At 43.9% G+C, this 23,304-nt stretch carries 20 protein-coding genes; 16 read left to right on the top strand and 4 right to left on the bottom strand.

From position 1 onward, the window contains the following. Positions 1–34: 34 nt before the first annotated feature. The 9 genes from recR to VMW01_15070 all read left to right on the top strand — a co-directional run bounded on the left by recR (position 35) and on the right by VMW01_15070 (position 13,452). Complete coding sequence (gene recR, locus VMW01_15110) at positions 35–664, top strand: recombination mediator RecR (GenBank protein HUW07575.1); 630 nt, start codon at positions 35–37, stop codon at positions 662–664. A 19-nt stretch (positions 665–683) separates the two neighbouring features. Continuing rightward, positions 684–1,418, top strand: a complete 735-nt coding sequence (locus VMW01_15105; protein HUW07574.1) for a tetratricopeptide repeat protein — start codon at positions 684–686, stop codon at positions 1,416–1,418. A gap of 274 nt (positions 1,419–1,692) precedes the next feature. Beyond that, complete coding sequence (locus VMW01_15100) at positions 1,693–2,901, top strand: PLP-dependent aminotransferase family protein (protein ID HUW07573.1); 1,209 nt, start codon at positions 1,693–1,695, stop codon at positions 2,899–2,901. A gap of 73 nt (positions 2,902–2,974) precedes the next feature. Beyond that, on the top strand, positions 2,975–4,912 hold the full coding sequence (locus VMW01_15095) for a glycosyltransferase (GenBank protein HUW07572.1): 1,938 nt from the start codon (positions 2,975–2,977) through the stop codon (positions 4,910–4,912). Positions 4,913–4,978: 66 nt separating this feature from the next. After that, positions 4,979–6,271, top strand: a complete 1,293-nt coding sequence (locus tag VMW01_15090) for a dihydrolipoamide acetyltransferase family protein (GenBank protein ID HUW07571.1) — start codon at positions 4,979–4,981, stop codon at positions 6,269–6,271. Positions 6,272–6,509: 238 nt separating this feature from the next. Then, complete coding sequence (locus VMW01_15085; protein ID HUW07570.1) at positions 6,510–7,793, top strand: hypothetical protein; 1,284 nt, start codon at positions 6,510–6,512, stop codon at positions 7,791–7,793. Positions 7,794–7,931: 138 nt separating this feature from the next. Then, entirely contained in the window at positions 7,932–10,379 is a 2,448-nt protein-coding gene (locus tag VMW01_15080) for a hypothetical protein (protein ID HUW07569.1), read from the top strand. Beyond that, positions 10,376–12,886 (top strand): OmpA family protein, encoded by a 2,511-nt coding sequence (locus tag VMW01_15075; protein ID HUW07568.1) that lies wholly within the window; start codon positions 10,376–10,378, stop codon positions 12,884–12,886. Before VMW01_15080 ends, VMW01_15075 begins: the two co-directional genes overlap by 4 nt. A gap of 5 nt (positions 12,887–12,891) precedes the next feature. Beyond that, positions 12,892–13,452 (top strand): GNAT family N-acetyltransferase, encoded by a 561-nt coding sequence (locus tag VMW01_15070; protein HUW07567.1) that lies wholly within the window; start codon positions 12,892–12,894, stop codon positions 13,450–13,452. Between the two features lie 77 nt (positions 13,453–13,529). Here the strand turns inward: VMW01_15070 and VMW01_15065 are convergent, their stop codons facing one another. Continuing rightward, a complete protein-coding gene (locus VMW01_15065; protein HUW07566.1) occupies positions 13,530–15,014 on the bottom strand; it encodes an aminotransferase class V-fold PLP-dependent enzyme in 1,485 nt (494 codons plus the stop codon). A 134-nt stretch (positions 15,015–15,148) separates the two neighbouring features. Continuing rightward, positions 15,149–15,604 (bottom strand): type I restriction enzyme HsdR N-terminal domain-containing protein, encoded by a 456-nt coding sequence (locus tag VMW01_15060; protein ID HUW07565.1) that lies wholly within the window; start codon positions 15,602–15,604, stop codon positions 15,149–15,151. A gap of 181 nt (positions 15,605–15,785) precedes the next feature. On the opposite strand from VMW01_15060, the gene VMW01_15055 reads away from it, so the two are divergent. The 6 genes from VMW01_15055 to VMW01_15030 all read left to right on the top strand — a co-directional run bounded on the left by VMW01_15055 (position 15,786) and on the right by VMW01_15030 (position 20,021). Continuing rightward, positions 15,786–16,049 (top strand): cupin domain-containing protein, encoded by a 264-nt coding sequence (locus VMW01_15055; protein ID HUW07564.1) that lies wholly within the window; start codon positions 15,786–15,788, stop codon positions 16,047–16,049. 80 nt (positions 16,050–16,129) lie between these two features. Continuing rightward, positions 16,130–16,900, top strand: coding sequence for an AMP nucleosidase (locus VMW01_15050; GenBank protein HUW07563.1), 771 nt, complete (start codon positions 16,130–16,132; stop codon positions 16,898–16,900). A gap of 5 nt (positions 16,901–16,905) precedes the next feature. Further along, positions 16,906–17,934 (top strand): DNA polymerase III subunit delta, encoded by a 1,029-nt coding sequence (holA, locus tag VMW01_15045; protein HUW07562.1) that lies wholly within the window; start codon positions 16,906–16,908, stop codon positions 17,932–17,934. Between the two features lie 8 nt (positions 17,935–17,942). Then, positions 17,943–18,572, top strand: a complete 630-nt coding sequence (locus tag VMW01_15040; protein ID HUW07561.1) for a rhomboid family intramembrane serine protease — start codon at positions 17,943–17,945, stop codon at positions 18,570–18,572. 90 nt (positions 18,573–18,662) lie between these two features. Continuing rightward, entirely contained in the window at positions 18,663–19,148 is a 486-nt protein-coding gene (locus VMW01_15035) for an HAD family hydrolase (GenBank protein HUW07560.1), read from the top strand. A 3-nt stretch (positions 19,149–19,151) separates the two neighbouring features. After that, positions 19,152–20,021, top strand: coding sequence for an aminotransferase class IV (locus VMW01_15030; protein HUW07559.1), 870 nt, complete (start codon positions 19,152–19,154; stop codon positions 20,019–20,021). On the opposite strand, the gene VMW01_15025 is transcribed toward VMW01_15030, so the two are convergent. After that, on the bottom strand, positions 20,018–20,608 hold the full coding sequence (locus VMW01_15025) for a YqgE/AlgH family protein (GenBank protein ID HUW07558.1): 591 nt from the start codon (positions 20,606–20,608) through the stop codon (positions 20,018–20,020). The two genes, VMW01_15030 and VMW01_15025, sit on opposite strands and share 4 nt — an antisense overlap. 178 nt (positions 20,609–20,786) lie before the next feature. Here VMW01_15025 and VMW01_15020 point away from each other — a divergent pair, with 178 nt between their 5' ends. Then, positions 20,787–22,703: a Na+/H+ antiporter NhaC family protein gene (locus VMW01_15020; GenBank protein HUW07557.1), complete on the top strand. Its 1,917-nt coding sequence runs from the start codon at positions 20,787–20,789 to the stop codon at positions 22,701–22,703. A 53-nt stretch (positions 22,704–22,756) separates the two neighbouring features. Here the strand turns inward: VMW01_15020 and VMW01_15015 are convergent. Next, positions 22,757–23,304, bottom strand: a 548-nt coding sequence (locus tag VMW01_15015) for a transketolase C-terminal domain-containing protein (protein HUW07556.1), incomplete at its 5' end; no start/stop codon positions are given.

The following is a 23,304-nucleotide window of genomic DNA, read 5'->3' as shown; positions in this document are numbered from 1 at the left end:
AATATTGGTAAATTTGCATCCAAAATCTGGCAGCATGAATCTCTCTCACTTTCCATCTAAGTACCTTGAAAATGCGGTTGAAGAGCTGGCGAAACTTCCCGGAATCGGGAAAAAAACTGCCCTTCGGCTAGCCTTGCACCTACTCAAGCAGCCAGAAGAAAATGTCACCTTGTTTGGTACCGCCATAGTAGAGATGCGGTCGAAAACCCGCTACTGCCACTCGTGCCACAACATCTCCGATTCTGAAACATGCGACATTTGTGCCTCGTTACGTAGGGATCACTCCATTGTTTGTGTTGTTGAGTCGGTAAGAGATGTTATGTCAGTTGAAAACACTGGGATTTTCAACGGAATTTACCATGTTCTTGGTGGCATAATCTCACCAATGGATGGAATTGGCCCTGCCGATTTAAATATTGAATCGCTCATTAACAAAATCGCAGAGGGTCAAGTAAAGGAGGTAATTTTAGCACTCAGCACGACAATGGAGGGAGAAACAACTAATTTTTATATCTTTAGGAAAATTAGAAATTATCCTGTTTCGGTAACAACTATTGCCAGAGGTGTTGGATTTGGCGACGAGTTGGAATATACCGACGAGGTTACGCTAAGCAGATCAATTAAAAATCGAATACCGTTCGACAGCGGAAACAACGACTTATAGGATTTGAATTGTAGCAAATATGAGAAAAACGTTTACTACCCTCACCCTCCTTATGTGCTTTGTAGGGCTTGCCTTTGGACAAGATTACGAAACCTCTCTGAAAAACGGGTTCGACAACATGGACCACAAGAATTTTCAAGAAGCAATTACCAACTTCAAAGCAGCCCTAAGCCTCAAGCCCGACGATCTGGAGGCAACCTATGGTCTTATTGCAGGAAACCTCTTTTCCGATAATATCAAAGAAGCCCAGAAGCTGTTGACTGTTGCCATGGAGAAAAACGCCAACTATGCAGGATTCCTGCTGGCGAAGGCAATTATTAGTATAAAAAAGAATGATTTGGATCAAGCTCTAGAAACCCTAAATCAAGCAGCAGCCCTCAACGATAAAAAATTTGAAGAGCAAATTCTCCTCAACTTAGGTGCCCTTAAAATTCGCAAAGAGGATTACGAGGGTGCCATTGCCGATTGCAAAAGCATTTTAGTAATAAATCCCAGTAGCAGCGGGGCATACAGCACCATGGGAATTGCCTACTACAAAACTGAGAAATTTCAGGATGCAATTAATAGCTTCAACCAAGCCTTGGAAATTGAGCCTGAAAATACAATTGCGCTCTACAATAGAGGGATGTGTTACTACAAGCAAAATCTCAAACCAGAGGCATGCCTCGATTTCCAACACTCCTGTAAACTCAGGAATCCAAATGCTTGCAAAATGATTATTACCTATTGCATTACCCCACAAAAGAACGACTAACACCACACATTTCTATAGCAAAAACCGGACGGCATAAGTAGCCAGTCCGGTTTTTTTATGTGGAATTTACCAATGACCATGGTGTTTAAACTTCAATGACTATCTAAATACAAACCCTGTTGTAAAACATAGAACATCAAAACAAATAGAATCAAAAACATTGGTTATTTTCATGACAGTTCGTAACTTTGAACACGAAAATAATTCACTATTGAAACTATTTTTTCATATTTACATACAATATGAAAGTTAAACATAACTAGGAGGGATTAATATGATTAGCGATTTGGACAAGATTTGGTCAAGGAGTGGACAAGGAATGAAGCGGTCGGCCATTAGGGAACTGCTAAAGCTTACACAAAACCCCAATATTATCTCATTTGCTGGTGGGTTGCCGGCACCAGAGTCATTTCCAATTGAGCAGCTTAAGGAGATTAGCATAGACGTTTTGGAAAACGATGGAGCTAAAGCGCTTCAATACGGTGCCACCGAAGGCGACACCAAGCTACGCCAGATTATGGTTGATCGCTACCGTAAAATGGGGCTCAACATTGAGTTGAAAAACCTTGTAATACTAACCTCATCGCAGCAAGGTCTTGACCTTCTACCAAAAATTTTCGTAAACCCAGATGACAAAATAATCTGTGGACTTCCCTCCTACCTTGGTGCGCTGCAATCTTTCCACAACTATGGTGCCGACATGCTTGGCATTAAGCTCGATGAGCATGGAATGCGTAGCGACCTGCTGGAACAGAAGATGGCAGAGCTGAAGAAGAATGGGGAGAAGCCTAAGTTTGTTTACATCATTCCCGACTTTCAAAATCCTGCCGGTATCACCATGCCTGAGTTCCGCAGAAAAGAGATCATCGATATCTGCAAAAGATATGACGTACTGATGATAGAGGACAGCCCCTACCGAGAAATTCGTTTTGAAGGGAAACCACAAAAAACCATATTTGAGATCGATAATGATAGCAATGTAATTTTGCTAGGCACTTTCTCCAAAATATTTGTTCCAGGATTTCGAATTGGTTGGGTAATTGCACACGAAGCCATTATTGACAAAATTGTGATGGCCAAGCAAGCAACCGATCTGTGCACCCCACCTTTTGTTCAAAAAATCGCTGCCAGCTATATCGAAAAGGGTTATTTCGACCAAAATCTCGGAAAAATTATTGCCTCCTACAAGGAAAAGCGCGATGCAATGCTTGCAGCCTTCCGCGATTATATGCCAAAAGGCGTTACCTGGACAGAGCCTGAAGGTGGTCTGTTTCTTTTCATGACCCTTCCTGAAAACATGGATGCCGAAAAGTTATTTGAAATTGCGCTAAAGGAGAACGTTGCATTTGTGCTTGGTAATGTTTTCCATTGCGATGGAAGTGGACGAAATACATTGAGAATAAACTTTTCCTACATGTCAACAGAACTAAACAGGGAAGGTGCAAAGCGTTTGGCAAATGCCATCAAAAAACTAATGGAATAGGTCAACAATTGAAGTAAGGACAACAACCAAGCTGCAGCAATGTGGCTTGATTGTTTTTTTTTACATTTACACCATGAAGCTCTCCATTATCATTGTTAGCTACAACGTAAAGGATTTCCTCGACCAATGCCTTTTATCGGTAAAGAAAGCGATAAATGGAATTGATGCAGAAGTTTTTGTAGTAGACAACCTATCGGTGGACGGTTCCAGCAAGATGGTGAGGGAGCATCACTCTTGGGCTAAGCTAATCGAAAACGATAAAAACAGTGGCTTTGCTGTTGCCAACAATCAGGCCATTAGGCAATCATCTGGCGAATATGTTTTGCTACTCAACCCTGACACGCTAGTGCAGGAGCATACCTTCACCACCTGCATCCAATTCATGGATAGCCATCCGGAGGCAGGAGCACTTGGAGTAAAAATGATTGATGGCAAGGGAGCTTACCTGCCAGAATCAAAAAGAGGACTTCCAACACCCGCCGTTGCCTTTTATAAAATATCGGGGCTAATCAAACTTTTTCCTCGCTCCAAACGCTTTGCCCACTACTACCTTGGACATCTTTCCAAAAACGAAACGCACGAAATTGAAATTCTAGCTGGTGCATTTATGTTTATGCGCACTAGCGTGCTGGCACAAACCGGTCTCCTCGACGAAGCGTTTTTTATGTATGGTGAGGACATTGACCTCTCATACCGTATTCTAAAAGCTGGTTATAAAAACTACTACACACCCGAAACCTCCATAATTCACTACAAGGGGGAAAGCACCAAAAAGGGAAGCATCAACTATGTAGTTATATTCTATAAGGCAATGATCCTTTTTGCCAAGAAACACTTTAACACCAGCGAAGCACGATATTATTCAACCGCCATTTATTTAGCAATTTACCTTCGAGCAGCCCTTTCATTAGCCAAGCGTGCCTTTCAAATGTTCATACTCCCGCTTGCTGATGCCTCGGTGCTGGCATGCAGTTTCCTCACCTCTACCCTTGCTTGGGAGGTGCTTGTTAAAGATACCGACTACGCTCGACCACTGCTTTATTCTTTCCTTGCAGGCTTTATTCTCACCTTTGTTTTGGCAATATTCCTGAGCGGCGGATACGACCGACCCTTGCGCCAAAAGAAGGTCTGGAAGGGAGTTGCCATTGGCGCAGTTGGGGTTCTTATAATCTACACCTTTCTGCCAGAATCAATCCGATTTTCAAGAGCAATCATCACCATTAGCTCAGTAACTTCGCTTCTATTGATTCCTCTGACAAGAGGTCTTATCGGAAAAGTGTTTGGGAATAGTCTAGTTCCCTACAAACCAGAGCGACTTAGAAAGTTGATTCTTTCCTCACCCGATGAAGCAATGCGAATCAAACAGCTCATTGAGCTCTCAGGGGCTAAAGGCGAGCTCTTAGAACAGTCACCATGGGACGACAAAAACAATGAGGAAGCCGTTTTTTCTCACTTAGCGGAGCGAATTCGCGTTGAAAAAATTAATGAACTCATAATTTCTTCTTCCGATATCTCCTCAACGCAAATAGTTCTTCTCATGCTTCGCCTCTCCTACACTGGCGTCAGCTTCAAGCTAGCACCACCGAAGGGCATTTCGCTAATTGGCAGCAATTCAATTGAAACGGCTGGCGATCTATATTCCATTGGACAGGAGACTCTTGCATCACACACCAACAGAAGGTTAAAGCGGCTATTGGATATTGTTGTAAGTATCGTTTTGCTGCTTACTTCACCGCTATGGATTACGGTAGGTAAGCGAGTGGGCCGAACACTAAAAGCATTGACCAAAGTGCTGGTGGGGGCGAAAACAATGGTAGGCTATCATGTAGAAGACCCTTCGCTTTACAAACTTCCAAAACTCAAAACGGGTATCTTTTCACCTACTCGAAACTGTCCTGACGAAACACATGCCACTACAACAAACCTCTTGTATGCCAAAAGCTACTCAGTGGCACTCGACTTTAGCATCATTGCAAGAAACATAAGGATGTTGATAAGAGGAAGTTTTTAGCCCTCAACATTGAACAAAAACCATTCATTTTCCTTTTATAGAAGGAAAAACAAAGCCCCTAATGCAATGAAAAGGATTGAAGTTACCCTGCCCGCCATGGGTGAAGGAATAACGGATGCCACTATTACCAGATGGTTGGTGAGCGTTGGCGATCATGTGGATGAAGATACGCCAATTGTGGAAATTGCAACTGACAAAGTTGACTCCGAGATTCCCGCACCTCATGCTGGTCGCCTAGCATCCATTGCCTTTAAAGAGGGGGATGTGCCGCAGGTTGGACAGGTTATTGCCGTTATAGAAGCCGAAGGTGAAGCCGCAACAAACAGCGACCAACCTGAACTCGATAAGATAATTAGTGAAATTCCTGGCATTGGCCAAATAAAGCAGGAGGTTGAACCTGAGAAGCCAGTTGCCAACATTGACGAGGCTTACCTATCCCCGTTAGTTAAGAGCATTGTAAAGAAAGAGCATATTTCCAAAGAGGAGTTGCAAGAAATTACTGGCACAGGTTTGGGCGGTAGAGTAACCAAGGAAGACATGCTCCAATTTATTTCCAGTAGAAATTCAGGAGTTCTAAAGACAAAAAATGTATCGACAGCAACTTCCTCAAAACAGGAGATTGTTCCTCCAAACAAGATAGAACAAGTTGAAGATATTGAGGTAGTTCCCATGGATCGTATGCGAAAGCTAATTGCCGACCATATGGTCATGAGCATACAAACCTCGCCTCACGTAACCAGCTTTATCGATGTCGATCTCACCAATATCGTAAAGTGGAGAGAAAGAAACAAGGCTGACTTCCAGCGAAAGGAGGGACAAAAGCTCACCTTTACCCCTATTTTCTTCGAGGCTATTGCAAGAGCAATTAAGGAGTTCCCTGGGATTAATGCCTCTGTTGATGGAGATAGAGTTCTAATTAAAAAACGGATAAATCTCGGCATGGCCACTGCGCTTCCGAGTGGCAATCTCATTGTTCCTGTAATTAAGAACGCCGAAAGGCTAAACATAACGGGACTAGCCATCGCTGTAAACGACTTTGCCAACAGGGCCCGTGCAAACAAGCTCCTTCCGGATGAGATTCAAGGAGGGACCTTTACCATTACTAACCTTGGTGCTTTTGATACGCTTGCAGGCACCCCAATTATCAATCAGCCGCAGGTAGCCATTCTTGCCATAGGAGCCATAAAGAAAATCCCAGTGGTAATAGAAACCTCGGAGGGCGATAGCATTGGAATCCGGTCGGTAGCCATACTATCGCTTGCTTACGACCACCGCGTTGTTGATGGTGCCCTTGGCGGAATGTTTTTGAAACGAGTTAAAGATTTACTTGAGCAATTTGATGTAAAAAGAACGCTATAACAATACCCATAACGCTAATTTTCACACACAAACCACTCAACAGCAAGTCAACAAACGCAGCTGTACGTTTAAGTAAAAAAATGGAACCGCGGGTTCCATTTTTATTTTAATAGATTAATGGAAACGAACAACATGCGTAAAAAATATCACTCATTGTCTTCGTTTAATAAAAACTTTTTCTCATTTTTGTTCATACTTAGGAAGTTTCGTAAACATACTGAAAATTAAACGGCAGGTTGTGAGAGGAATCGTTGCGCTATTAACACTTCTTCTATTATCCATATCACACGGATTTGCTCAAAAAGAATCTTACTACAAGCGTGTGTTTGTAGATGCAGAGTACTACGTCTTGTATGAAGAGTATAAAGACGCCCTGCCACTTTACAAAGAACTATACAAAGCAGGGAAAAACACTGCAAATATTAACTACCGCATTGGGCAGTGCTACCTCAATATTCCCGGAGAAAAGGAGAAAGCAATCGTCTATCTTGAAAAGGCCACCACACAAATAAACCAAGGATATAAAGAGGGATACTATACTGAAACCTCAGCCCCGAGAGAAGCATTTCTACTTCTTGGTAATGCCTACCGTATTGCAGGTGAACTCCAAAAAGCCAAGATTGCATATGAATCATACCTGCACCTACTAAAACCTGAGGAGACAAAGCTGAAAGACTTAGTAGTTCAAGATCTCAATTCCGTAAGCCACGCCCTCGCTGTAACCAATGGACCAACCCAACCAACAGAGACAAATCTTGGAGGGAACATTAACACCTCCTTTCCAGAAGTCAGGCCTTGCATTTCGGGCAATGGGCGAGTAATAGCCTACACCTCCATTCAGCGCTTTTACAATGCAATATTTATTAGCCGAATTGGAGCTAAAGGTCAATGGATACCAGCAAAAAATGTTACGGCAGAAGTTAACGCAGAAGGGCCCGTTTATACATGCTCTCTCTCCTTCGATGGCAATATCCTCCTTTTTACGCGAAACGACATAGACGATTTTAATATATACATGAGCCGGTACGACTCCACGTCGGGTAAGTGGAACGCAATGGAACGCCTAAATAAAAATATTAATAGCCGATTTTTTGAGTTGGACGCCTTCCTTTCCAAAGATGGAAGGACAATTTACTTTAGCAGTAACAGGGACGGAGGATACGGAGGATATGACCTCTATAAATCGGTGATGAACGCTGCTGGTGAATGGGGTGAAGCCATTAACCTTGGCCCTGAAATCAACACCCCCTACGACGAAGACTCCCCTGCACTTACCAATGATGGACAAACACTTTTTTTCTCTTCCAATGGACATAACGGATATGGCGGTTTTGATATTTATACAGCAAAAATAACTGGTAACAGCTTTACCGATGTCCACAATTTAGGTTACGGTATAAACACCACCGACGACGACATTTACTTTTGCCCATTGGGCGATGGCAAACAAGCACTAGTTTCTAAGCGCGATCCAAACGGCTTTGGCGATTACGATTTGGTAATTATGGACCTACTTCCATAGCTAGTAAGTCGATTAAAACAATCCCCATGAGTCAAAATCAGCGTATTTAAGTCTTCATGAATTCCAAAAAAATCCATAACTTGGCTTGCAATTTGGTGCAATGCAATTCCTATAAAAAGAACCGGAACTAAACAATAAATGAAATCTAAACTCCTATTGTCAGCACTGCTGATTATCCTCATACAAACACTATGCTTGCAGGCACAGGAACCGAAATCTTCGGCAAGTGATTTATACCTTGACGCAAACAGCTATTTTTTTTACGAAGATTATGAAGAAGCTCTGTCCCTATATCTTCAAGTTATAAAGGATGTTCCCAGAACGGCTAATCTCAACTATCGAATTGGTATTTGCTACCTTAACCTTCCTGGCAGAAGGAACAAAGCAATCCCATTTTTAGAAGAAGCATCAAAAAATACATCAAAGAACTATAGGGAAAACTCCATTAAAGAAGAGAAAGCTCCGCTTGAAACATACTACTTTCTAGGGAATGCGTACCTCACAAACAATCTGCTGGGCAAGGCAAAAAGTGTGTTCTCAAAATTCCGACAACTGACAAAGAAAGAGAGCAAGGAGTTCGATATTCCATTGTTCGATTTGCAAACGAAAACCATTGAGAGTTCTGCAGAATTGCAGCATATGCCTGTTAACTTTCTGCTCAGCAACCTAGGCCCGACTGTGAATGACAGATTCTCCAACTATAGCCCAACGGTTTCTTACAACGGACAAGTTCTAGCTTTTACATCCAAACGGAAGTTCTACCAAGCGGTTTATGTAGCGCGAAAAAGCGGTCAAGGATGGGGAACACCTTCAAATATTACCGCCGAACTGGAGACCGACCAGAACCTCCAAACGCTATCGCTCAACTACGACGGAACCGACCTATACCTCTACAAGGATGACAACAGGGATGGGAATATATACGTGAGCCACTATCGTAACGGTCGTTGGAATCCCATTGAGCCCCTTGGGCCAAACATTAACACGAAATACTGGGAGGCGAGTGCGTGTATTTCACCAGATGGAAAAACGCTTTACTTTTCAAGCAACAGGGAAGGCGGATCTGGCGAATTAGACATCTACAAAAGCAACCTTCAGCCCGATGGCACTTGGGGACCTGCCATTAACTTAGGAAAGGATATCAACACACCTTTCAACGAAACAAACCCCAAACTCACAGTAACGGGCGAAACGCTTTTTTTCTCATCCGACGGTTACCTTGGGCTGGGTGGATACGACATCTATTTTAGTAACTTAACTCCCCCTAATCACTGGTCAAAACCCGAGAACCTAGGATATCCAATCAACACAACGGACGATGACAATGACTTTATGCCCCTTGAAGATGGCCAATACGGATTAATAGCTCGATTCGATCCGGATAGCTATGGTGAGATGGACCTCTTTAAGGTCGAAATCTTTTCGGATAGATATGCCCGTGAGGTTGTTCTTCGTAACCAACTTGCCCTCAGGAGGAACCGCAATGCAAAGGAAAAGCTGCTTGTGATTGACACACTGAATACTCAAAAACTCGCCTTGGTTGTTCCTGAAAATGAGGACCAAGCCGAATATACTAATCCCAACCTACGCTATAAACTATACTTCGACGGTAAGCGCTATGACTTACGGGATAAGGTTGCCATACTTTCATCAAAAAATGCCTCTTTGGCGGAACCCAATATGAATATGGTTCCAAAAATTGCGAGCATTGGCATCAACAACCTCTCTGAATCCGAGGAATTAGGGCAAAGCGCCAAAGAAGTATCTCAGAAAATAAACGGTGCAAACCTAAAGGATTCCACTCCATATTTGCTCGACATTAGGTACCAAACAGATATTGGGTTACAGTTTAAAAATCGGATGGCTTCAATTTTTAGCGTTCCCGGAATGCCCCTGCAGGCAACCGAAATACGACCTTCCAGTGAGTCACTGGCCGATAATCCATCAAGTCAACTATTGACAATATTCAGAGCATATGGACTTAATATTTCAGACAGCCTAATTGACAAAAGTGCTGAGTTACAAGGTGTATCGCCTCATTTATTTATGGCAACCCTACTTAACCAAACCGACTCAGGGACTTATACTACCGACGATCTGATTAAGGTAATGGCAACTTTCCTCGACAAGCTTGTGCAGGAGCAGGACAAACTTTCAACCGCGAGCAACAGGTCGCGCAATATTGTTAAAGAAACCAAAGGTTCATCCTTTATAAATCTCTTTAACCTGCTAAAATCTAAGGCAAGTGGGAAATTGAGGTTAATGCTAAACAGCATTGACCCAGAAGTTAATCAGATTGAGTCGTTCAGCCAGCTGATAGACCTTTTACACTCGCTGGACGAAGTAGATTTTCAAAGCTACAAGAGTGAGCTTGCACAGCTTCTTTCAGAAATTACGATTGATGAATTCTCGAATCTTGACGCACAGACTAGGAGTCAACTTGTTGCATCCGCCGAGCATAAAAATGGTCTCCGATACCTAACCTATGGTGTAGGGTCTGCAATTGGAATTGGCTTACTATTCTTACTACTTATTCTTTTTGTAAGGAGAAAAAAATCAAACAAGCAAAGAAACTCTGCCGCATGATAGGAAAAAGGCTACTATTAACTCTTCTTACCTTGCTTCTGTTCATTACTGGCATGGCGCAAGAAAGCAATTTGCCTCGGTCATTCAAAGATGTTTTTACCGATGCCGAGTACTACTTCATGTACACTGACTATCAGGAAGCGCTTGCGTTATACCAGCAGGCGCAGAAGATGCAACCAGCAAACTTCAACATCAACTACCGAATTGGTGTGTGCCTTCTAAACATTTCGGGCCTAAAGACAAAAGCGCTAGCCTACTTAGAATATGCCTCACAACACGTTAGCAGCCAGTATCAGGAAGGCTCGTACAAAGAAACATTCGCTCCAACAACGGTATGGCTATACTTGGGCGATGCCTACCGAATTGACAACAAACTTAAAGAAGCCATTGAGTGCTATGAAAAGTTTAAAAGTCAGCTCGACACCAAGGATTTATACAATCATGACTTTGTTGACCAGCAAATTAGTGCCTGTAAAAAGGCCGAACTTTTTCTCAAAAAACCAGTAAAAACAGATCTCGAAATCATCAACTTCAACTTTCCTAACCTAGAGTTAGCCTACAACCCAGTTATATCAGAAGATGGCAGTTCGCTGTTTTTCACGCAGCATAAAAAGTTCTACCAAGCTATCTACTGGAGCAAAAAGGAGAACGGTAATTGGTCGGAGCCGGAAAGCCTCAACATACCGCTTCAGCTGGAAGGGGAAATCAGCATTAGCAGCTGCAGCGCCGACGGGAAGGAAATTTTTGTGTTTGTAAACGACCATGGCAATGGGGAAGTTTATCACAGCACGTTCAACGGGAAAAGTTGGTCTAGAGCCGAAAAATTGAACAAGAACATTAACACCCCCTTCTGGGAAACCAATGCCTCCATATCCACTGATGGAAAAACACTATACTTTACCTCCAACAGAAAAGGGGGTTATGGAGGCCTTGACATCTATAAATCGATGAAGGATGCAGAGGGCAACTGGGGCCCAGCAGAAAATCTAGGTCCGGAGATTAACACACCTTACAACGAAGAATCTCCCTTTTTCTGCGAAGACAAAAACACCTTGATATTCACCTCTCAGGGGCACGAAAACATGGGAGGCTACGACATTTTTTTCTCCAAACTTGGAGATGATGGAAAGTTCTCAACACCAATTAATCTTGGTTACCCCATCAACACCACTGATGACAACCTTTTCTTCTGCCCCATTTGCGACCAGGGAATCAAGGGAATTATTTTCCATCACACTGACAACAGTCCTCACGAACGGGTTAGCTTAGCAGAAATTGCCCTTGTTCCCCAAACCGACAACGCCACAATTAATGGTGTGCTGATTACCCAAGACCAGGCCGATCTTAGTGATTCGAAAATCAACCTAGCAATAGTAAATATTGCAACAGGTGATACTCTGAAACCGGAGATTAAAAGAAATGGCAGCACCACTTTCATGCTAAGCCTAAAAACGGGAAACTACCAGCTAACGGCTAGTATTCCTGGTTACCAACAAGTAAGGCAGCATCTGTATATTCCAGCAGAGATGTCGGGTACGGAACTGCCTGTCTCCATCTTCCTCATACCAACGGAAGTTTCCTCCGGTAATTACCTAACCGTCCAATCGGTTCAGTTTGGCTTCAACAGCTATGAGCTCTCCAAGGATGCCCAAATCATCCTTGAGAAGGTTTACAGCATAATGCAGACCTACCCATCGTTACTAGTAGAAGTTAGTGGCCATACTGACTCCAAGGGCTCTCCAGCATACAACAAAACTCTTTCACTGAAAAGGGCAAAGTCGGTTGTCGATTTTCTCACCAACAAGGGGATAGAGGCGAATCGGTTTGTTACCAGAGCAGCCGGATCATCTGAAAATATTGCCGTCGACAAGAATCCAGATGGAACCGATAATCCTGACGGGCGTCGATTCAATCGAAGAGCCTCCGTCAAGGTTATTAAGGGCAATGCTTCCCTTATCATCACCGAAGATGTTTCCATCCCTGAAAATCTCAAAGTTCAGAAAGAGGAATACTTTACCATACTGCTTTGTAAGGAGAAAGCCGAAGCAGATACCAGCTGGTTTAAATCGCTCCCCTATTTAAGCAGCATAGCTATAAATGTATTGCCCATTAGTGACGGCATCCTTATAACAGCTGGACGATTTACCAATAAGGGCGATGCAGTAAAAGTTCTTGGGCAGTGCATTGATGGAGGTTTTCCATCGGCAGCTATCGTTAGCAATGTTGCAATTGATCAGTTAGTTACAAAAAAGGCTCCTGATGCTGCAACGCCAACGCCCAAAAAACCAAAGGCAATGTTTACCATACAAATCCTGGCATCAAAGGTGCCAACACCTCTGACAAAGTTTGGCAACTTGAGTGATTTGGTAACTGAGAAAAAGGGTAACGATGGTTTTTTCCGTTATTATTATGGCGAGTATGGCACAAAAAAAGAAGCATTATCCGAACTGCAGAACAAGATAAAGAAACAATTCGCTGATGCATTTATCACTACCCTTAAAAAGTAAAAAAGATGGGTAGCCTTCAAGGTTCAAATATTCGATTAAGGGCGCTTGAACCGGGCGATGTGGATTTGCTGTATAGCTGGGAGAACAATATGGAGATATGGAGCGTGAGCAATACCATTACCCCATTTTCAAAATATATACTGAAAAAATATATCGATTCATCGCACTTGGATATATACGAAACCAAGCAACTCCGCCTTATTATTGAAGCCAAGAACCAAAGTTCGCTAATGTTTCATCCTGTTGGAGCCATCGACCTATTTGACTTCGACCCCTACCACTCACGGGCCGGTATTGGTATTCTAATTCATGACGCAGAGGAGAGAAACAAGGGTTATGCCACTGAAGCGCTCAAACTGTTAGTTAAATACTCCTTTGAAACGCTCCACCTTCATCAACTTTTTTGCAACATTGCTTCAAGCAATCTTCCCAGTCTACAAATATTCCAGCGCATGGGATTTAAAGTAATCGGCATTAAGGAGCAATGGTTGAAAACAGCCATCGGATGGGACGACGAACTGATGTTACAAATGATAAACCCCCTTACCATTTCGAGTAAGAGCTAGCAAGCACAAAAAAGGCCTGCACCAAAAACGGTGCAAGCCTCCACAGGTTAGGTTTAGATTAGGTGTTGTTGAGATTGTTATAGTTCAAAAAAGTTTTCAGCAGGTATCTTTTCCACCGGATTTGACCCGGAATAGAAAAACTCGTTCGACCGTTTGCAGTAACGGTAATCCTTCGCCCACTCATCAGAATGCTGGGCAATTTTATCTAGTGCATCTGCAATGTAATCAACCTCCCAATCGGTAGTAGTAGGGTGAATCGACCACCGAATCCAGCCAGGTTTCTGGGATAAATCCCCGTGGTTTATCATTTCACTAATGCTGTGCGACTGCTCCTTGGAAACATGTAGCAGAAAGTGGCCATAGGTGCCTGCGCAAACACAGCCACCACGCATTTGAATGCCAAACCGGTCGCTGAGCAATTTCACCACCAAGTTGTAATGGAGGTTTTCCATATAAAATGAAACGGCACCAATTCTACATCTACAATCGGTGGCTAAGGTAATCACCCGAGGTATGGCATCTAAGCGACGGAAAGCATGTTCCACCAGTTCCTTCTCGCGTTCATGAATCTTTTCAACGCCCATCTCCTCCTTCAGCCTTATGGTCAAAGCCACCCGAATGGCTTGTAGAAATCCTGGCGTTCCACCATCTTCACGGCGTTCAATATCGTCGATATACTTATACTCCCCCCAAGGATTAGTCCAGTCCACAGTTCCACCGCCAGGCTGATCGGGCACCCTGTTTTTATAGAGAACAGAGTTAAATACCAACACACCAGAAGTTCCAGGGCCGCCCAAAAATTTATGTGGAGAAAAGAATACTGCATCTAAGCGCTCCTCCTCCTTCGCTGGATGCATGTCCATTGCAACGTAGGGTGCTGAAGCAGCAAAGTCGACAAAGCAGTAGCCGCCTATCTCATGCATCACAGCTGCTAGCTGATGAAATGGAGTAAGAATACCTGTTACGTTGCTACCTGCGCTAAAGGAGCCTATTATCAAAGGGCGATTTCGGTATGGGGCCACGGCCTCCCGAAGTTTTTCGGCAGATACCAAGAGATTCTCGTCGGGCTCCATAACCACTACATCCGCATTAGTCTCGTACCATGAAGTCTGGTTAGAGTGATGCTCCATGTGAGTAACAAAAACCACCGGTTTATCATCGGGAGAGGCGAACTGAACGGCTCTGTTTCTCAGCCCAAGAATTCGTTGAAATTTGTTGACAACGGCGGTCATTCCAAAACCAGCCGTTATAATCACATCAGCCGGTCCAGCATTTACGTGCCTCTTAATATCCTTGAGAGCAAAGTGATAAGCCTCGGTCATGAATCGACCGGTTTCGCTGCTTTCTGTGTGGGTATTGGCAACCATTGGGCCAAACACCTCCAACATTTTCTCTTCAATGGGGCGGTAAAGCCTACCGCTTGCAATCCAGTCAGCATAAATTACCGGCATTGTCCCATAAGGAGACTGGTAGGTAGCATCAATGCCAACGATGTTCTTTCTAAACTTCTCAAAATGATTCTGCAAGGACTCCATATAGCTGTAAGAAACTGTTGAATTCACTTTAAAAACCGCTGCAAAGTAGTAAAATAATTAGTTGTTGCAATCGATTTAATATTGGCATTTGTGTAAAAGCTGCAAAACATATTTTATCCTAAATGCGCAAACTTTTAGCAAACATTGTGCAATTAAAAGTTCTACACACCTGCAATCATTTCAAAAGAGGGAAAGGTATTGAGCATGCTAAACCGCTTCTCCTCAAGGAAGAGCTGCGCTGCATAATGGGTAAGGCCGTTGGTAATTATCATGAAGGGTACTTGCAGTGTTAAATTATATCTCGCTGCTTGTGCAAAAACCTCGTTGGATAGCTGTACCGACGATGCTTTGCACTCCACCAATAAAATAGGCTTTGCCGTTCGAGAAAACGCAAGTATATCGCAGCGCCGCACCAGCCCGTTTACTTTCAGCTGCTGCTCAACAGCAACCAACCCTTTTGGGAAACCCAGCTGCGTAACCATAAATGACAAAAAGTTTTGGCGAACCCACTCTTCGGGCGTTAAGGTTACAAACTTATTTCGAAAGGGGTCAAAAACCTCCTTCCCCACAAGGGTTTCACGAATAGAAAGGTTACATTCCGGTAAATTGAGCTGCATTTAGATAGGGTTGGCTACCTCAAAGAAAATAAAAACACCCCACAAAAAAAATTATTTCTAGTATTGTCACCTCAACAAGGTGAGCTAATTTAGGCAGTCAAGAGATGAAGTAAAAGAGAGATGGAAACTTTCTTTTCAATTTTCGAATAAAATTCACCAACACTACAAACGTTAGTAACTTATGAAAATGAGAGTAACCAAACCCTCTGCAGCGCAAGTTTTCAAAGCAAGCAGCTGGGGAATATGGACAAAGGAGATGTCCGTTTTCACTTGGGAATACGAAGAAAAGGAGACTTGCTACATTCTAGAAGGCAGCGCTGAAGTGACCGACTCGCAGGGGAACAAGGTGACTTTTGGCCCGGGAGACTGGGTGGAGTTTGAGCAGGGGCTGACCTGTATCTGGAAAATCACAAAGCCCATCAAGAAACACTACACCTTTGGCTAGTTAACCTCTTTTCACATTCGCGCAACAGCGAACTGCGGCAAAAAACTTACCTTTGTATAATTTCACAAAAAAAGGAAGAGATGAAAACAAAAGAGGAAATAGTCGAAAACTGGCTACCCCGATATACCGGTTTAGCTCTCAACGAGTTTGGCTCACACATTGTGCTCACAAATTTCAGCCACTATCTCAACCTTTTTTGTGAGTGGAACAATACTGAAGTCAAGGATCCTACGGCGAACATGCCGGCAGCAACGGCTGGAAAAATCACTATGATCAACTTTGGCATGGGCAGCCCAAACGCTGCTACAATAGTTGATTTGCTCAGCGCCATCCATCCCGAAGCGCTGCTTTTCCTTGGCAAATGCGGTGGTTTGAAAAGAAAAAACAGCCTTGGCGACCTCATTCTTCCAATTGCCGCCATTAGAAGCGATGGTACATCCAGCGACTATCTACCCCCTGAAATTCCAGCGCTACCCGCATTTAATATGCAGCGTGCCCTATCGTCGGCAATCCGCAATAATGGCAGAGACTACTGGACTGGAACAGTTTACACCACCAATCGTCGGGTTTGGGAATTTGATATGCGATTTAGGAACTACCTTACTAAAACGAGGGCAATGGCCATCGACATGGAAACGGCAACCATATTTGTGGTTGGCTTTGCAAACGAGATTCCTTGCGGTGCTCTTCTGCTTGTAACCGACCAACCCATGATATCGGAGGGTGTTAAAACGTCGGAAAGCGACAGGATGGTTACCGACCAATACGTAAACGACCACCTACGCATTGGGTTGGAGGCAATGCACGAAATTATTAACAACGGTGAGTCCGTTAAACACCTGAGATTCTAAGCTGTATGGCAAAGAAGAACGATGCCGTTTCTGAATACCAACGCATTCTAAAGGATCTACAGAACAAGATCTACAAGCCCATTTACGTGCTGATGGGTGAAGAGTCATACTACATTGACCAAATCACCAACTACATTGCTAACAACCTGTTGAGTGAGGCAGAGAAGGCATTTAACCAACTGATAATCTATGGCAAAGATGTAGATGCCGGAGCAATAATTAATGCCTCACGCAAGTTTCCAATGATGGCCAACTATCAGGTGGTGATAGTAAAAGAGGCACAGAACATACGTAACATTACCGATCTAGAGGTATACGTACAGTCTCCACAAAAATCAACCATTTTGGTTATCGCGGCTAAGCATAAGGCGCTCGACAAGCGAACAAAATTCATTAAGCGCTGTGCCGAAATTGGAGAGGTATTTGAGTCGATGAAGCTATACGATAGCGACATCCCTCAGTGGGTGAACCTTTACCTAAAAGCGAGGGGTATTGGCATTAATGAAAAGGCAGCATTTCTAATAAAGGAGTATTTGGGAAATGACCTTTCAAAGATTGCTAACGAGCTGGAAAAGCTGATCATCACGTTGCCAGAGGGAAGCAAGACAATAACTGACGACAATGTGGTTCAGAATATCGGTATAAGCAAGGATTTCAATACCTTTGAGTTGAACAAAGCCGTTTCCACCAGGGATTTCCACAAAGCCCTGCTGATTGCCGACTACTTCAAGCGCAACCCAAAGGATAACCCATTTGTGCTGACCATTATTTCACTATTCAACCACTTTAGCAAGGTTCTCATCTACAATCTACTGAAGGACAAGTCGAAGGATAATGTGGCAGCAAAGCTCAGGGTAAACCCCTTTTTTGTGAACGACTATAAGCTGGCAGCCCAAAACTTTAATCCAACCAAAGCTGTGGCGATTATTGCACTTTTGCGAGAATACGACATGAAGTCCAAAGGGTGGGGTGGCAATACATCATCGGACGGCGATTTACTGCAGGAGTTAATTCTTAAAATTTTTTACATCTAAAACGTAAAATGAACATAACCACAATCATCATTATAGTTACTTCCCTTGTATCAATATGGGCATTCAACAACGAAGAGGTATTCCACAGGATGAAGCTTACCCCTTTCGATGTGGTCCATAACAAGCAGTACTACCGTATTTTTACGCATGCGTTTATTCACGCCGACTACATCCACCTTGGGGTAAACATGTTTGTGCTGTGGTCGTTCGGCACCTACGTTGAACATATCTTTTCACAACTTCAGGCCCAAGAGCTAATACTTTCGGGCAATGTAAGCTACCTCACGCTTTACCTAGGTGGCATTCTTATTTCGACACTAACAACACTGAAAAAGCACAAGAACAACCCCGCCTACACCTCCATTGGGGCATCGGGTGCCGTTTCGGCGGTGGTCTTCACAGCCATTTTCTTTGATCCAATGGGGAAGTTACTCTTCTTCTTTCTGCTCCCAATACCAGGAATCGTGTTTGGTATTCTTTACCTAGGTTACTCACAGTATATGAGCCGCAAGGGCAAGGACAACATTAACCATGATGCTCACCTGTTGGGTGCTATCTTTGGACTACTATTCCCACTACTAATGAATCCTAAGTTCTACATTTACTTTCTTACGGGCATTGGATTGCTTCATCAATAGCAAGGCATAAACCACGCTCAGAGAAATATTTAGTATACATTGTAGCATTTAATTTATGCGATTCAGTTATCAACAAAATGAAAACTAAAAGTGAATAAGGCGGTATTTCTTGACCGGGATGGCGTGCTAAACAGCGACGAAGGGCACTACTATGTATACAGAGTAGAAGACTGTATGCTAAACCCAGGCGTGGGTGAAGCACTACAAATGCTGGCAAGTAAGGGCTACTTGCTCATCGTTATTAGCAACCAAGGCGGAGTTGGAAGAGGAGAATACACATGCGAACAGGTGGATGCCTTCCACGAGGAGTTGCAACGACTACTTCTGCCTTGGAACATAAAATTCGACGAAATATACTACTGCCCTCACCACGAAAGCACCAGCCGATGCCTCTGTCGAAAGCCACAGCCACTACTGTTAGAAAAAGCGGCAGCACGGTTTGATATCAATCTCAAGGAATCGTTCTTTCTTGGAGACAGCCCTCGCGACATGGAAGCCGCCAAAGCCGCAGGAGTCAAGGGTATTCTTGTGAGAACCAACGGAAACCTTCTTGACGGAATAAAAAACATCCCTTAACACATGGAGAAACTGCGATCGTACAAAAGCTGGTGCTGCGTCAATGGCGATTTCTTCGACCCTGACAAGCCGGTGTTGAAACTTCAAAACAGGAGCTTCTGCTATGGCGATGGGCTCTTTGAAACCATCCACGCCTATGGAACGGAACCCCGACATTTTTCACTTCACTACCAAAGGCTCGTAAAAAGCATGCTGATTCTGGGCATGACTAAACCTCTCTACTTTGAAGAGGAACAACTGTTTGGGCTTGTTGTTAAGTTGCTGAATAAAATGAGAATATTTGGCAGCGCTCGTGTTAGGATATCTGTATTTCGTAAGGAGGGTGGGCTTTATACTCCAGAGTACGATGACATTTCGTTTACCATTGAAGCGCTACCTCTTGAGCAGGATAAATATCAGCTGAACGAGAAAGGACTCTTTATTGACCTTTTCACTGAGTTCAAAAAACCGGTTAACGTCCTCTCTAACCTCAAAACCACCAGCGCCCTTATTTACGTCATGGCATCAAAATTCAAGAAAAGCAATGACCTTGGCGACTGTCTTTTGGTAAACACCGATAATAAGATTGTTGAGGCAACAAGCTCCAACCTCTTTCTGGTTAAAGGAAAATCGCTCTACACCCCTTCAATTGAGCAGGGTTGTGTTGATGGCATTATGAGCAAGATAATTATTGGTTTGGCACCAACACTTGGTTTAAAAGTAAAAACCGATCTTGCAATTGGGCCTGAATTGCTTCTACAGGCCGACGAAATATTCCTCACAAATGCAGTAAACGGGATTCGTTGGGTGATGGGCTATAAGGATAGGCGCTACTTTAACAACACGGCTAAAAGATTGCTGACAGCACTTACCACTGCAACCTTTGCAGGCTAGTTCATATTAGGATTCTCAGGGTAGTTGAGCCAAACTCTAAATTCCTCCCCCAAATTTTCTACAGCCTGTTTCCACATGTCTCGACCTTGCTCCATAATCATATCGGAATCGAGAATGGAAACCACCCAAGAGTCCAACTTCATTTCGGTTATAAGCTGTTTTGGAGCCCAGCCAGAGTATCCAAAGAAAAACTTCACCTGATGTGACGTTACTAAACCCTGCCTAATCAGCCCCTTCAACTCTTCGAACTCGCCTCCCCAGAAGAGATTGGCAAAAATGTGCACAGCTCCTGGAATTTGCATTCCTAAGGTGTGAATAAAATGAACCGAATTAGGATTGACTGGGCCACCCACCGAAACGTGCGCCTTAAACTCAGGAAAATCTTTTAGAAGTTCATCAAGAGAAGCCTGAATGGGCTTATTTAGCACAAAGCCGATGGTGCCCTTTTCATTATGTTCGGTAAGCAGCACTACCGCTCTGGAAAAGTAAAAGTCACTTAGTGCAGGATCCGACACCAGCACTCTTCCCTGAGCAGGTTGAATCCTGGAATGTTCAACCTTAAAGAAGTCGTGATTCTCTATTGGCATACAGGTTTACTTTCTTAGCACAAATTAAGGATTTTTTTTATTCTAAATCGCACATACACTATCTTTTGACCTAAAAAACCAGTAAACGTGCAATTTTCAAAAAAAAACGTGAATAATTGCCCTCTACCCTACCTCGCCAAAAATCAAAATTGCTACATTAAGCAAATTTTCATGGGATATGTTTAAACAGCTTTGCATCACCATTTTTGGCATTATAACCTTTACTGCATCAGCCAATGCCACCACCAACGAAAAACATCAACCCATAACCATTGAAGCACCGTGGATTCTAGTTAAGGAGATTCCAGGAGCATTCAATATTTCGGTGGATAGCACAATGATAGGCACAGCACACAACTTTGCAACGGTTACAACGGCTGACACGACGGTGAGAGTGGCCCTCCAAAATGGGAAAGGAAGCATTAGCTTATCCTTTCGGAGCAAGGAAACTGTCACGGTTACCGTTGGCTCATGGAGCCAACACACGGAGGTGAACCCCATCCCTCTCTGGTTCTCCATAATTCCTCCACTGCTAGCCATAACCCTAGCGTTGGTTTTAAAAGAGGTGTTTACCTCTCTCTTCCTTGGACTGCTAATTGGTGCCGCCACCATGCACTTCTACGCCGGGAGCAACGCCTTGGTGGCACTCTTTAAGGGCATATTCTCCATTGTGGATACCTATATTATCAACGCTTTAGCCGATTCCAACCACGCCTCCATTATCGTATTTTCCCTGCTCATTGGTAGCATGGTGAGCCTTGTAACCCTCAATGGTGGAATGCGTGGCATTGTGAATGCTCTTGCAAAGAGAGCCAGCACGCCTCGCTCGGGCCAAATGATTACCTACCTCTTGGGGCTTGCCATCTTCTTCGACGACTATGCTAACACCATGGTTGTGGGTACCACTATGCGGCCCATAACCGACAGGCTTAAGATTTCGAGGGAAAAACTGGCCTACCTTGTGGATGCTACAGCAGCCCCAGTTGCAGCACTTGCCCTCATAACCACATGGATAGGCATTGAACTCAGCTACATCCAAGAGGGGCTCAACAGCGTAGGTATCCACGAAAGCGCCTACGCCGTTTTTATCAAGTCGCTAAACACCCGCTTCTACCCTATCTTCAGCATCATATTTATGTTTGTGCTTATTTGGAAGAAGCGCGACTTTGGGTTAATGCTCAAATTTGAACAAAAGGCACGGGCAGGCGAAATCACCTACGATAACAACGACGTGGGTATAACTGGCGAAATGGTGAAGGAATCCTCGATAAATCCACGATGGTACAACGCCGCCATCCCAGTGCTAATAGTAATCTTGGGAACTTTTGGAGCCCTAATCTACACTGGATGGAAGCCAGGCTTGTGGAGCGACTCACACTTTACCTTCTGGGAAAAATTGCTGACCATTATTGGTGGTGCCGACTCATTTAAGGCGCTCCTTTGGTCGTCGATTACAGGCGTAGTTGCCGCCATGATGCTTACCCTATCCCAGCGGTTACTCAACCTCAGCCAGTCCATTGATGCCCTGATTAACGGCATTAAAACTATGCTACCAGCGATTTTGATACTGGTGCTCGCCTGGGCACTTGCCAGCATGACGCAGCAGCTGCACACTGCGGAGTTCATTAGCGGATTACTCATCAAGGCAAAGGTATCACCCTACCTTATGCCCGCGCTTACCTTTATTTTAGCTGGAGCCATCTCCTTTTCCACCGGAACATCGTGGGGTACCATGGCCATTCTATACCCGCTCATCCTACCAGCTACATGGATGATTAACCAGCAGCACGGACTCAATGCCGATATCTCCATCAACCTTTTCTACGGTGTAATTAGCTCCATACTTGCCGGGGCGGTCTTTGGCGACCACTGCTCCCCAATTTCCGACACAACTATTCTCAGCTCGCTAACCAGCGGTTGCACCCACATAAACCACGTGAATACCCAAATGCCCTATGCACTAACGGTTGCAGGCATATCGTTGGTATTCGGAATTCTTCCAGCATCATTTGGCATCTCTACATGGATTCTTTACCCCGTTGGAACGCTAGCTATCTGGGTTATAATAACAAAATTTGGTAAGGAGACTTTATAAAAAAACGACCGTAATTTTCTACGATCGTCACATAAGATTATCATCTTAAAAAATTAGTAGAGAGTGGGGAACCGTTTTGGATTAGCGTCGTGCATAATGCCATAAATGGTTTCAAACACATCTTCCGCATTTGGGTTAGAGAAGTAATCTCCATCAGTGGTGTAGGCAGGCCGATGGTCGCGAGCAGTAACGGTGCGTGGCTCCGAATCGAGGTAACGAAATCCCTTCTGCTCTTCCAACACCTTCTGCATCATGTAAGCCGTAGCTCCACCGGGAACATCCTCATCGAAGAAGACAACCCTGCTGGTTTTTTTCAGCGATTCAACAATAACGCCATTGATGTCGAAGGGTAGCATCGTTTGCACGTCGATTAACTCCACACCAATGCCAAACTCTTTGAGCTGAGCCACCGCATCCTGTGCAATGCGCACGCAAGAACCGTAGGTAACCAACGTAACATCCTTACCCTCGTTAAGTATCTCTGGCACACCAAGCGGCACGGTATATTCCCCCATATTTTCAGGTCGTCGCTCCTTTAGTCGATAGCCGTTGAGATACTTAACGAGGGTAAGGATGTTACGTTGGTTACCTACGTAACATC

It is taken from the genome of Williamwhitmania sp. (assembly GCA_035529935.1).
Classification (GTDB): domain Bacteria; phylum Bacteroidota; class Bacteroidia; order Bacteroidales; family Williamwhitmaniaceae; genus Williamwhitmania.
Note: the sequence above shows the minus strand (reverse complement) of the source record. Positions and strands in the feature narration are given on the sequence as shown.